Annotated in this window: 8 protein-coding genes; 5 read left to right on the top strand and 3 right to left on the bottom strand. The window is 69.7% G+C overall.

Features of this window, described 5'->3' with window-relative positions; translation table 11 throughout:
• Nucleotides 1–3: 3 nt before the first annotated feature.
• The gene (locus MUY14_RS01405) at nt 4–1,038 is read right to left on the bottom strand and encodes a Glu/Leu/Phe/Val dehydrogenase dimerization domain-containing protein (RefSeq protein ID WP_247019974.1); all 1,035 of its coding nucleotides are present in this window, start codon (nt 1,036–1,038) and stop codon (nt 4–6) included.
• Nucleotides 1,039–1,114: 76 nt separating this feature from the next.
• On the opposite strand from MUY14_RS01405, the gene MUY14_RS01400 reads away from it, so the two are divergent.
• The 3 genes from MUY14_RS01400 (at nt 1,115) to MUY14_RS01390 (ending at nt 2,575) form a co-directional block, all read left to right on the top strand.
• Nucleotides 1,115–1,573: an Lrp/AsnC family transcriptional regulator gene (locus tag MUY14_RS01400; protein ID WP_086862591.1), complete on the top strand. Its 459-nt coding sequence runs from the start codon at nt 1,115–1,117 to the stop codon at nt 1,571–1,573.
• Nucleotides 1,574–1,710: 137 nt separating this feature from the next.
• A complete protein-coding gene (locus MUY14_RS01395; protein ID WP_247019972.1) occupies nt 1,711–1,968 on the top strand; it encodes a hypothetical protein in 258 nt (85 codons plus the stop codon).
• A gap of 40 nt (nt 1,969–2,008) precedes the next feature.
• Nucleotides 2,009–2,575 (top strand): GNAT family N-acetyltransferase, encoded by a 567-nt coding sequence (locus MUY14_RS01390; RefSeq protein WP_247019970.1) that lies wholly within the window; start codon nt 2,009–2,011, stop codon nt 2,573–2,575.
• Nucleotides 2,576–2,621: 46 nt separating this feature from the next.
• Here the strand turns inward: MUY14_RS01390 and MUY14_RS01385 are convergent, their stop codons facing one another.
• A complete protein-coding gene (locus MUY14_RS01385) occupies nt 2,622–5,333 on the bottom strand; it encodes a GH92 family glycosyl hydrolase (protein WP_247019968.1) in 2,712 nt (903 codons plus the stop codon).
• Between the two features lie 512 nt (nt 5,334–5,845).
• Nucleotides 5,846–6,478, bottom strand: a complete 633-nt coding sequence (locus MUY14_RS01380) for a YigZ family protein (protein ID WP_247019966.1) — start codon at nt 6,476–6,478, stop codon at nt 5,846–5,848.
• A gap of 530 nt (nt 6,479–7,008) precedes the next feature.
• Here MUY14_RS01380 and gltB point away from each other — a divergent pair.
• A complete protein-coding gene (gene gltB / locus MUY14_RS01375; protein WP_247019964.1) occupies nt 7,009–11,580 on the top strand; it encodes a glutamate synthase large subunit in 4,572 nt (1,523 codons plus the stop codon).
• Nucleotides 11,573–13,021, top strand: a complete 1,449-nt coding sequence (locus MUY14_RS01370; protein WP_247019962.1) for a glutamate synthase subunit beta — start codon at nt 11,573–11,575, stop codon at nt 13,019–13,021. Before gltB ends, MUY14_RS01370 begins: the two co-directional genes overlap by 8 nt.
• Nucleotides 13,022–13,060: the final 39 nt, after the last annotated feature.

Genomic DNA, 13,060 nt, shown 5'->3' with positions numbered 1-13,060 from the left:
ACTTCAGGGAGTACGTGGCGCCGCACCAGAAGTGAGCCGTCGCCCGGCCAGCGCGGCCGCCTCGTGCAGCGGGGTGGTCGCGTTGGCCTCCGCGGAGTCCAGGAGGTTCGTGACGGTCTGCTCGATCGTCTCGACGCGGGCGAGCGCGGCCTCGTGGTCCAGGCCCTCCGCTTCGCGCGAGAGTGTGTACAGGATCCCGCCGGCGCTCGCGACGTAGTCGGGGATCCACCGCACGCCGCGGGCGGCCAGGTCGTCGGCCACGGTGTCGGCCGTGAGCTGGTTGTTGGCCGGCCCGACGACGAGCGGCGTGTCGAGCCGGGCGACCGTCTCGGGGCTGAGCACGCCGCCGACCGCCGCCGGGATCAGCACGTCGGCGGTAAGGGTGAGCGCTTTCCCGGGTTCGGTCCAGGTCAGGCCGCTCTTCTCGGCGTCGGCGCGCTTCGCGGGGTCGATGTCGGAGACGACGACGTCGGCGCCGGCCGCGTGCAGGCTCGCCGCGAGGTGCGCGCCCACGGAGCCGTAGCCGCTGATCACCACCCGGCGTCCCGCCACGTCCGCCGTGCCGAGGGCGGCCCGCAGCGCCGCGAGCACGCCGACGGCGGTCGGACCGCTGGAGGAACCGGTTCCGCCGGCGGACTCGGGCGTGCAGAACGCGTACGGCGAGGCCTCGCGCAGCACCAGCATGTCGGCCGGGCCGGTGCCGACGTCCGGACCGGCCCGGTAGGCCCCGCCGAACTCGGCGACCAGGTCGGCGTGGTCGAGCAGGACGTCCCGGCGCTCCTCGGGCGAAAGCACCCGCCCGGGCTCCGGCGCGATGACGCTCTTGCCGCCGCCGAACGCGAGCCCGGCGACGGCGCACTTCGCCGTCATGGCCGCCGACAGCCGCAGGACGTCGCCGACGGCTTCTTCGATCGTGGGGTAGGGCTTGAAGCGGCAGCCGCCGACGGCGGGGCCGAGCGCGGTCGAGTGGATCGCGACCATCGTGGTGACGCCGGATCGACGGCCACGCCGGGCGACGAGGTGCTCATGTGCGGTCATGGCAGCCGAAGTTAGAGTGATCGTCGGCGGTGCGGACGCCGTACCGAACGAAATTCGGTTCGACGAGGAGGTCACGGTGCTCGACGAACTTGATTCGGCGATCGTGCGGCACCTGCAGGAAGACGCGCGGCAGACCAACCGGGACATCGCCCGCAAGGTCGGCATCGCGCCCTCGACGTGCCTCGAACGCATCCGGCTGCTGCGCGAACGCGGCGTGATCCGCGGTTACCACGCCGACATCGACCTGGCGAGCCTCAACCGCGGCGTCCGGGCGCTGGTCACGGCGCAGGTGCGGCCGCTGAGCCGGGCGGTCATCGACTCCTTCCAGCGGTCGATCGCCGAACTGCCGGAAGTGCTCTCCGTGTACGTGACCGCGGGCAGTGACGATTTCCTGATCGAAGTCACCACGCCGGACATCGACGCGTTGCACGCTTTCCTCACCGACCGGCTGGCGCTGCGCCGGGAGATCGTGGGGTTCCGCACGTCGATCGTTTTCCGCCACTTGCGCAAGACGACGCTTGAACCGCTCGCTTAGGGGTATCCGGGGATCACCCGGAAAAGCGCGACACGCCACCCCTACGTGAACCCCTGAAATACCCGGGTTCGCACGCTCAGAGGCGGAAACTGTCGGTGGTGAGGCGTCTAATGAGCGAGACGGAAGGAGGCACCGCCATGATCACCGAATTGAACCATCGTGAGCGGGCCACGTTGAGAGCCGTGGCCGGGGGCCGCGCCGAAATCAGCTGCAGCTGCGAGCCCGACCTCTTCATCGACGGCCTGAGCTGCTGCGACCAGTCCACCGTGCACCGGCTCGCCCGGCTCGGGATGATCGCTCCGGCCCACCCGGGCAAGTGCGGCGAGCGCGTCCCCGCCCTGCTGACCGAGGCCGGCTCGCAGGCGCTGGGCGAAGTCCTCGCCATCGCCGCGTAATTTCGTTGCCACGCACTGGGGTCACTGCCAGCATCACCCGATGCACGTATTCCTCGAAACCGAGCGGCTGATCCTCCGCCGGTTCACCGAGAACGACGCGGACGCGCTCTTCGAGCTCTACGACGACGCGGAAGTGATGAAGTACCTCAATGGGGGCCTGCCGGCCGACCGCACGGAGATCGTCACCCTCGATCTCCCCGCGTTCCTCGGTTACTACGAGCGTTTCCCCGGTTACGGGTTCTGGGCGGCCATCGAGAAGCGGACCGGCGATTTCCTGGGGTGGTTCCATTTCCGCCCGCGTCCGCAGGACCCGCCCGACGCGCCGGAGCTGGGGTACCGGCTGCACCGCAAGGCCTGGGGGCGGGGCTACGGCACCGAAGGCTCAGCGGCACTGCTCGCGAAGGGGTTCACCGAACTGGGGGTCACCCGCGTGACGGCGTTCACCATGACGGTGAACCAGCGGTCGCGGCGCGTGATGGAGAAACTGGGGATGACGTTCGTCCGCACGTACTTCGAGGAGTTCCCCGAGCACGAGCGCGCCCCGGGCAGCGAGCACGGCGAAGTCGAGTACGCCATCACCCGAGAGCAGTGGTCCAGCCGGTCGTGAGTGTTCAGGACGGTTGGAACCGCCCTGAACACTCACGACCGGGGGGTCAGCGGTAGACCTCGAACTCGTAGATCCGCGCCGCGCCGTTGCCGTCGTTGGCGGGCGTGGTGATGTTCAGCTTCACGTACCGGGCCGAGCGCGTCGTGATCGGGTGGTACGTGCGGCTGGCGCGCGAACCGGACACGTTCGCGACCGTCGTCCACGTCGAGCCGTCGGTCGACGTCTGGATCGTGAACGCACCGGTGTTCCAGCCCGTCGTCTCCCCGCCGAGGCCGGCGTGGTCGACCACGAACGAGGACACGTTCTGCGCCGACCCGAGGTCGACCTGGAGGAACTTCGTCGCCGCGGTGCTGCAGAACTTGCTGTTGTCCGCCAGGCTGCCGTCGACGGCCTTGTCCGCGCTCTCGGCCGAGTTGCACGTCGCCGAGCCCGTGGCCGCCTTGCCCTGCGCCAGGTTCGTGCCGAGATCCGGTGCGGCAGGCGGCGGCGTGAACCCGTCGTTGTACGACGGCGGGACGTCCGCGGTGCCCGTGCCCCAGCCGCTCGGCGACGAGCCCATCGTGTAGTTCAGCGTCGACGCGCCCGCGATGTCGCCGTAGCGGATCCACGACCTGGTCGTCGAAGTCCCGTTGACGCTCAGGTTCTGCACGTACTGCGCGCCCTGGCCCGCGCCGGTGCCGGTGATCTGGATCGTGCCGCTCGGGCGGACGATCGAGACCGACGGGAACAGCGGCCCGTGCAGCGCCAGGACGTCCGCACCCGGCGTCGCCGGGTACATGCCCAGCGCGGCGAAGACGTACCACGCCGACGTGGCGCCGAGGTCGTCGTTGCCGGGCTCGCCGCCCGCACCGGTGGTGAACGACTCGTTCATCACGCGCCGCACCGCCGAACTGGTGCCCTGCGGGTGGGCCGCGTAGTTGTACGCCCACGGCACGCCGTGCTCGGGCTCGTTGCCGATGTAGAAGTACGGCTGGGTGAGGCCGCCGTTGAGCTGGGTGAAGTGGTGGTCGAGCCGCTGGACGGCGGTCTTGGTGCCGCCCATCAGGTTGATCAGCCCCTGGTAGTTGTAGGGCACCATCCACGTGTACTGCGACGGGTTGCCTTCGGTGTAGCCGCTGTTGCTCGACGGCACGACCGGCCACGCCCACGTGCCGGTGGTGCCGCGCGGCTGGATGTAGCCGGAATCGGTGCCGAACACGTTCTGCCACCACTGGGCGCGCTGCATGTAGGTGGTGTACTTCGCGGTGTCACCGACGGACTTCGCGAATTGCGCGATCGCGAAGTCGGACGCCGAGTATTCGAGCGAGTCCGAAGGGTCTTCGGTGATGTAGTGCCGGCTGAGGTAGCCGCTTTCCCGGCCGCGGATCGCCTGCCCCTGCGCGGTTCCGCCGTTGGAGCTTTTGTCCATCAGCGTGAGCGCCGCCGACGTGTCGAAGCCGCGGACGCCGAAGGCGTACATGCTGCCGACGACGATCGGCCCGGGGTCGCCGGTCATCACGAAGTGCTCGTTGTTGTTGTGCGACCACTTGGGCAGCAGGCCGCCCTGCTGGCCGTCCAGCACCATCGACTTCGCGATGTCGCTGGCTTCGTTCGGCGCGACCAGCCCGATCAGCGCGGCCCACGACCGGTAGATGTCCCAGCCGGAGTAGTTCTGGTAGACGGTGTGCGACGCGGTGTGGACCGCCTGGTCGAACCCGCGGTACTGGCCGTTGGTGTCGCTGGCGGTGTTCGGGTTCTGGAACACGTGGTATAGCGCCGTGTAGAACTTCTGCAGGTCCGCGGCCGCGCCGCCGGTCACCTGGACGCGATTGAGGATGGTGTTCCAGCTCGTGTCGGCCGCCGACCGCACGCCGGCGAAGTCGAAGCCGGGGCTCTCGGCGGCGAGGTTCGCCTGCGCGTTGGCCAGGCTGACGAACGAAATACCGACCTTCGCCTGCACGGTGGCGTTGCTCGAGGTGTCGAAAGTGACGTAGCCGCCCGAGTTCGTGCCGCTGGTGCTCGCGGAACCGGCGCTCACCGTGCCGCCGAGCCAGGTGCCGAACCCGCTGGGCGCGCGGTCGAACTGGATCACGTAGAAGATCTGGTACGTCTTCGAGGAACCGCAGAACCCCCCGCCGGTCACCGCACCGGTGAGCTGGCTGCCGCTGATGCTGATGGACCCGTTCCGGTTGCCGGTGGCGCTGCGGCCGGTGTTGACCAGCAGCCGCGCGGACGTCGTGTTCGGGTAGGTCAGCTTCATCGAGCCGGACCGCTTGGTCGCGGAAAGCTCGACGGTCGTGTTGTAGTTGTCGAGCTTGTTCTTGTAGTAGCCGGGCGCGGCCGATTCGTTCGCCTTGGTGTAGCGCCCCGCGTACCCGGTCCAGCCGGTGCCCGGCGAAGTCCCGATGGCGCCGGTGATCGGCAGCAGGCCGAGGTCTTCGTTGTTGGGGCAGCCGGCGCCGTTGAAGTGGGTCAGGCTGAATTCTTCGATGCCGGTGTCGCTGTAGCGGTACCCGGACGGCGACGCGGTCGGGGTGTCCGGGCTGAACTGCACCATCCCGAACGGCACGGTGGCCCCGGGGTAGGTGCTGCCGCCGGCCCCGCCCGGCACGGGGTTGGGCGAGTTGCTGTTGTCGGTGCCGATGAAGGGATTCACGTACTGCGTAAGGGCCAGCGTCGCGGCGTGGGCCGGGGTCGCGACGACCCCCGCCCCCACGACGGCCGCGGCGAGCACGGCCGCGCGCAGCCGTCTGGACAGCCTCGAGAGTGGTCTGGACATGGACCCTTCCTCTCCTTGCCGCACGCTTTCCGCCGGGCGACAACGTTGTCGGGCGTGGTGACAACGTTGTCAGCTCGGCATGCGCCGCGCTGACAACGTTCAGGGGATCGAAGTGGTACCGGAACTCGGTGGCACGACATGGTGCCACGGGAAGGCGGGTCGGCGGAAGCACCGAAAGTTCGTTGCGCGCCAAGCGGTTCCGGACCGGACCACGCGGCCGCGGTGGATCACCCGGTGGTTGTCGGCACCACCAGTGCCACCCGGACGGGCGCGAGGTCGCGAATGACTCGTTCGGGACCACCGACGCCGCCGATGACCCATTCGCGACCCCTCACCCAAGCCCAGCACACGCCCGGCGGCGCCCACGCTCCCGAGCACGCGCCCGGCGGGCACTCGCCAACCCCAGCGGCCGCCGACCCCCGCGGCACCGCCGCCACCAACCAGCCGGACACGAAGTCGCGGATGACCCATTCGCGACCCTCGCCCAAGCCGGGCACGCGCCCGGCGGCGCCTCAGGAACCCCGGGTCACCCAGTGGTCGCCGAGCTGCGTCGTCGACGCCTCGCCGTTCGTCAGATCGGCCAGCCAGCTCTCGAACGCCGGCGCCTCCCCCGGCGCCAAGCCGATCTCGAACCGCGCCTTCTCGTCGAACCGCGTCGCGTGGAGCAAGTACGGCGACGCGCGCAAGTCGTTCTCCAGCCGGCCCGCGCGGTCGTAGCTCACCGCCACTTCCACCCGTGCGAGACGCCGGTGTTCTAGTACACCAACAACTTCCAGTGCCTCCGAAACGGACTGTCCGTACGCGCGGATCAGTCCGCCCGCGCCCAGCAGCACGCCGCCGAAGTAGCGGGTCACCACCGCGACCGTGTCCGTGACCTCGCGGCGGCGCAGCACTTCCAGCATCGGCGTGCCCGCGGTACCGGCCGGTTCGCCGTCGTCGCTGGAGCGCTGGGTTCGCCCGTCCGGCCCCAAAACGAACGCGTGGCAGTGGTGTCGCGCGCCCGGTTCGGCGCGACGGCGGCCCGCGATGAACTCGCGCGCGACCTCCTCCGACGTCGCCGGGGCGAGCGCGCAGAGGAACCGGGAGCGCTTGATCTCGATCTCGTGGACCCCGGATCGAGCCACGGAGAGATAACGATCAGTCATCGGCCGAGTCCGCCATGTCCCCAGCTTCCCACCCCGCCACGACGCGCCGGCACGTGCCCCAGACCACTTGGGACAGACGTTTCCGCAGGTCAGCGGCCAGCCGCACCAGCAATCGGGAGGGACAGACCGACATATGGGACTACCCCCTGGCGCGTCAACGCAAGCGTGGCATTTCCCACCCGGGGGCAACGACGTATGTCGATAACAGCGAATTCACACTATCGTCATAAGACCCGGCGAACCCGGGAGTAACACCGCGCGCTCGGCTGACCCCCACCACAGTGGTCCGTCGTGCGCGCTCGCAGGACCGACACGTTCGGCTGCCCAGCGCTGTGCGGCCTCCCAGATGACCCGCGTCCGGTTTCCGAGCATCGGAGCTCGGCCGACGCTTCGCGGCATCTTGCACTTCGACAACAGCAACTGTTCTCGACTGACCATCGCGGTCCCGGACCACTTCGTTAACCGGTTCAGCTCGAACCACACGATGGAGTGAGTACCGGTCGCGCCAACGCCTTGGGAGGCGGCCAGCCGTGACCCACCGTGCCAATTCCCTGCCCCCGTTCGGGGAGCAGTTCAGCAACGCCGAGGCCGAGGGCCTCTACCGGAGCGACTACGAACACGACGCCTGCGGTGTCGCCTTCGTCGCCGACCTGACCGGGCGGCGCGATCACGCGATCGTCGCCAAAGCCCTGGTCGCGTTGCGCAACCTGGAACACCGAGGGGCGCGGGGAGCCGAACCGGACACCGGGGACGGCGCGGGCCTGCTCATCCAGGTCCCGGACGAGTTCTACCGCGAAGTCGTGGACTTCGAGCTGCCCGAGCCGGGCACCTACGCCGTCGGCACCGCTTTCCTGCCGCAGGACGAAAAACGCCGCGGCCGGGCCATGACGACCATCGAGCGCATCGCCGCCGAAGAGGACATGCGCGTCCTCGGCTGGCGAGAGCTGCCGGTGCACACCGAGCACTGCGGGCCGACCGCCGCCGAGACCATGCCGCACTTCACGCAGCTGTTCCTCGCCGCGCGCCGCCCGAAGCCGGAGCATTCGGACCCGCTGCACATCGAGCGCAGCGCCTTCTGCGTCCGCAAGCGCGCCGAGCACGAGCTCGTCGAGGACGACGTCTACTTCCCGTCGCTGTCCTCGCGCACGATCGTCTACAAAGGAATGCTCACCGAGCCGCAGGTCGAGCGCTTCTTCGCCGACCTCACCGACGAGCGCGTCACCAGCGCCATCGGCCTGGTGCACTCCCGCTTCTCCACCAACACCTTCCCGTCGTGGCCGCTGGCGCACCCGTACCGGTACGTCGCGCACAACGGCGAGATCAACACCCTGCGCGGCAACCGCAACTGGATGGACGCCCGCGAGGCGCTGCTCGAGACCGACCTGGTCCCGGGCGACCTCAAGCGGATCTACCCGGTGATCACCCGCGGCGCCAGCGACTCGGCGTCCTTCGACGAGGTGCTCGAGCTGCTCCACCTCGGTGGCCGCTCGCTGCCGCACTCGGTCCTGATGATGATCCCGGAGGCCTGGGAGAACCACCAGGAGATGGACCCGGCCCGGCGCGCCTTCTACGAGTTCCACTCGACGCTGATGGAGCCGTGGGACGGCCCGGCGCTGGTCGCCTTCACCGACGGCAGCCAGATCGGCGCGGTCCTGGACCGCAACGGCCTGCGTCCCGGCCGCTACTGGGTGACCGACGACGGCCTCGTCGTGCTGGCCTCCGAAGTCGGCGTGCTCGACCTCGACCCGGCGACGATCGTCCGGAAGGGACGCCTCGAACCCGGCCGGATGTTCCTCGTGGACACCGCCGAGGGCCGGATCATCGAGGACGAAGAGATCAAGACCCAGCTGGCCACCGAGCACCCGTACGACGAGTGGGTCGAGGCCGGGCTGCTCAACCTCGAGGACCTGCCCGAGCGCGACCGCGAGGTCCCGCTGCACGCCGCGCTCGTGCGCCGCCAGCAGGCGTTCGGCTACACCGAGGAGGAGCTCGACGCCATCCTCGAGCCGATGGCCCGCACCGGCGCGGAACCGATCGGCTCGATGGGCAACGACTCGCCCATCGCGACGCTGTCGAGCCGGCCGCGGCTGCTGTTCGACTACTTCATCCAGCTCTTCGCCCAGGTGACGAACCCGCCCCTGGACGCCATCCGCGAGGAGCTCGTGACCGCGCTCGGCACGCAGATCGGCGCCGAGCCGAACCTGCTCGTCGGCACCGCCGCCAGCTGCCGCCGGATCGTGCTGCCCTTCCCGGTGCTCGACAACGACCAGCTCGCGAAGCTGGTGCACGTCAACGACGACGGCGACCTGCCGGAGTTCCAGGCGGTCACCGTGCTCGGCCGCTACAACGTCCACGGCGGCGGCGAGGCGCTGGTCAAGCGCCTCGACGAGATCCGCGCCGAGGTGTCCGAGGCGATCGAGGACGGCGCGCGGCTGATCGTGCTGTCCGACCGCGGGGTCGACGAGGACCACGCGCCGATCCCGTCGCTGCTGCTGACCGGCGCGGTGCACCACCACCTCGTCCGTGAGAAGACGCGCACGCAGGTCGGCCTCATCGTCGAGGCCGGCGACGCGCGCGAGGTGCACCACATCGCGCTGCTCATCGGCTACGGCGTCGCCGCGGTGAACCCGTACCTGGCGATGGCGACCGTCGAAGAGATGGCCCGCCAGGGCCTGATCCCCGGCGTGACGCCGAAGGAAGCCACGCAGAACCTGATCAAGGCGCTCGGCAAGGGCGTCCGCAAGACGATGTCGAAGATGGGTGTCTCGACCGTCGCGTCCTACACCGGCGCGCAGATCTTCGAGGCGATCGGGCTCGGCGACGAGGTCATCGACAACTGCTTCACCGGCACGACGTCCCGCCTCGGCGGTGTCGGCTTCGAAACCCTCGCCGAAGAGGTCGCGAAGCGGCACAACTACGCCTTCCCGGCCGACGGCGTCCGGGCGGCGCACCGCGAGCTCGAAACCGGCGCGGACTACCAGTGGCGCCGCGAGGGCGAGCCGCACCTGTTCAACCCGCAGACGGTCTTCAAGCTGCAGCACTCCACCCGGTCCGGCAAGTACGAGATCTTCAAGGAGTACACGAAGTCCGTCGACGACCAGGCCGAGAAGCTGCTGACGCTGCGCGGGCTGTTCGACTTCAAGTACGGCAAGCGCGCGCCGGTGCCGATCGAGGAGGTCGAACCGGTCTCGGAGATCGTCAAGCGGTTCGCCACCGGCGCCATCTCCTACGGCTCGATTTCGATGGAGATGCACCAGACCCTCGCCATCGCGATGAACCGCCTCGGCGGCAAGTCGAATACCGGTGAGGGCGGCGAAGACGCGGAGCGGCTGTACGACCCGGAGCGCCGCAGCGCCGTGAAGCAGGTCGCGTCCGGCCGGTTCGGCGTCACGAGCGAGTACCTCGTCAACGCCGACGACATCCAGATCAAGATGGCGCAGGGCGCGAAGCCCGGCGAGGGCGGGCAGTTGCCCGGCGCGAAGGTGTACCCGTGGATCGCGAAGACGCGGTTCTCGACGCCGGGCGTCGGCCTCATCTCACCGCCGCCGCACCACGACATCTACTCGATCGAGGACCTGGCGCAGCTGATCCACGACCTCAAGAACGCCAACCCGAACGCGCGCATCCACGTGAAGCTCGTGTCCGAGGTCGGCGTCGGCACGGTCGCGGCGGGCGTGTCCAAGGCGCACGCGGACGTCGTGCTCATCTCGGGTCACGACGGCGGGACGGGCGCGTCGCCGCTGTCGTCCATCAAGCACGCCGGTGGCCCGTGGGAGCTCGGCCTGGCCGAGACGCAGCAGACGCTGCTGGCCAACCGGCTGCGCGACCGGATCGTCGTGCAGACCGACGGCCAGCTCAAGACCGGCCGCGACGTGATTGTCGCGGCGCTGCTCGGCGCCGAGGAGTTCGGCTTCGCGACCGCGCCGCTGGTGGTGTCGGGCTGCATCATGATGCGCGTCTGCCACCTCGACACGTGCCCGGTGGGCGTCGCGACACAGAACCCGAAGCTGCGCGAGAAGTTCAGCGGCAAGGCCGAATACGTCGTCAACTTCTTCGAGTTCATCGCCCAGGAAGTGCGCGAGTACCTGGCGGAGCTCGGTTTCCGGTCGATCGCCGAGGCGGTCGGGCACGCCGAGTTCCTCGACAAGCGCAAGGCCGTCGAGCACTGGAAGGCGGCCGGGCTGGACCTGTCGCCGATCTTCCACGTGCCCGAGCTGGCCCCGGCCGGGCTGCGCCTGCAGCAGACGCGGCAGGACCACGGGCTGGAGAAGGCGCTCGACAACACGCTGATCCAGCTGGCCGAAGGCGCGCTGAACTCCGGTGACAAGGTGCGGCTGGAACTGCCGGTGCGCAACGTGAACCGGACCGTCGGCACCATGCTCGGCTCCGAGCTGACCAAGCGGTGGGGCGGCGAAGGCCTGCCCGACGACACCATCGACGTCACCTTCACCGGGACGGCGGGCCAGTCGTTCGGCGCGTTCGTGCCGAAGGGCATCACGCTGCGGCTGATCGGCGACGGCAACGACTACGTCGGCAAGGGCCTCTCCGGCGGCCGGCTGATCGTGCGGCCGCCGAAGGAAGCCAGCTACGTCGCCGAAGAGCAGATCATCGCCGGCAACGTGATCGCCTACGGCGCCACGAGCGGCGAGATCTTCATCCGCGGCAAGGTCGGCGAGCGGTTCTGCGTGCGCAACTCCGGCGCGCTGGCCGTCGTCGAAGGCGTCGGCGACCACGGCGGCGAGTACATGACCGGCGGCCGGATGGTCGTGCTCGGCCCGATCGGGCGGAACTTCGCGGCCGGCATGTCCGGCGGCATCGCCTACGTGCTCGACCTGCCCGCGCACCGCGTCAACCCGGAGATGGTCGACCTCGACCCGCTCGACTCCGAGGACGCGGACTTCCTGCGCGAAACGCTGGAAAAGCACTACGACGAAACGGAATCCGCCGTCGCGCGGGAACTGCTGGCCGACTGGGACGCGGGCGTCGACCGCTTCGGGAAGGTCATGCCGAAGGACTACAAGCGCGTGCTCGCCGCCCAGGTGCAGGCCGAGCGCGACGGGCGCGACGTGAACGAGGCGATCATGGAGGCCGCACATGGCTGACCCCAAGGGCTTTCTGACCACCACCCGCGAAGAGCCGAAGCGCCGTCCGGTCGACCTCCGGCTGATGGACTGGCGCGAGGTCTACGAAGACTTCGCGTCGACGAAGCTGGAGAAGCAGGCCGGCCGCTGCATGGACTGCGGCATCCCGTTCTGCCACCAGGGCTGCCCGCTCGGGAACCTCATCCCCGAGTGGAACACGCTGGTGTGGCGGGACGACTGGCGCCAGGCCATCGAGCGGCTGCACGCGACGAACAACTTCCCGGAGTTCACCGGCACGCTGTGCCCGGCGCCGTGCGAAACCGCGTGCGTGCTCGGCATCAACGACGACCCGGTGACGATCAAGCGCGTCGAGATCTCCATCGTCGACCGCGCCTTCGAAGAGGGCTGGATCACGCCGGAAGTGCCCGCGGTGAAGACCGGCAAGAAGGTCGCGGTCGTGGGCTCCGGCCCGTCGGGACTCGCCGCGGCGCAGCAGCTCACGCGCGCGGGCCACAGCGTCGTGGTCTTCGAGCGGGCCGACAAGATCGGCGGGCTGCTGCGCTACGGCATCCCCGAGTTCAAGATGGAGAAGTCCCGCCTCGACCGCCGGCTCGCGCAGATGGAAGCCGAGGGCACGGAGTTCCGGGCGTCGGTGAACGTCGGCGCGGACCTGCCGGTGTCCGAGCTGCTGGCCCACGACGCCGTGGTGCTCGCCGGCGGGGCCACCGACTGGCGCGACCTCGCGATCCCCGGTCGCGAACTGGACGGCATCCACCAGGCCATGGAATTCCTGCCGCCGGCCAACCGGGTCGCCTCAGGCGACCTCGACGTCTCGCCGTATTCGGCCGAGGGCTTGGACGTCGTCGTCATCGGCGGCGGTGACACGGGCGCGGACTGCGTCGGGACGTCGCACCGCCAGGGCGCGCGTTCGGTGACGCAGCTGGAGATCATGCCCAAGCCGCCGGAGTCCCGTTCGGACGCCCACCCGTGGCCGACGTACCCGATGATCTACCGGGTGTCCTCGGCGCACGAAGAGGGCGGCGAGCGGCTGTACGCGGTGAACACGCAGGAGTTCCTGGGCGACGCCGACGGCCGCGTGCGGGCTCTGAAGCTGGTCGAGGTGCGCAACGAGGGCGGTAAGTTCGTCCCCGTCGAGGGCTCGGAGCGCGAGCTGCCCGCGCAGCTCGTCCTGCTGGCCATGGGCTTCCTCGGCCCGCAGAAGCAGGGCCTGCTCGAAGACCTCGGCGTCGAGCTGGACGGGCGCGGCAACGTCGTCCGCGACAAGGCGTTCAAGACGAGCCTCGACAACGTGTTCGTGGCCGGCGACATGGGCCGCGGCCAGTCCCTGATCGTCTGGGCGATCGCGGAGGGCCGCAGCGCCGCGGCCGGCGTCGACGCCTTCCTGACCGGGCGGGACTTCCTGCCCGCCCCGATCGCGCCGACGGACCGGCCGATCGCGTAAGCCCGGCGCCGGCGGGGGTGTCACTGTCGCCACCTCCGC

Source organism: Amycolatopsis sp. FBCC-B4732, from assembly GCF_023008405.1.
GTDB classification, from domain to species: Bacteria; Actinomycetota; Actinomycetes; order Mycobacteriales; family Pseudonocardiaceae; genus Amycolatopsis; species Amycolatopsis pretoriensis_A.
The sequence above is the reverse complement of the archived record's forward strand: the minus strand, read 5'-3'. Positions and strand labels throughout refer to the sequence as shown.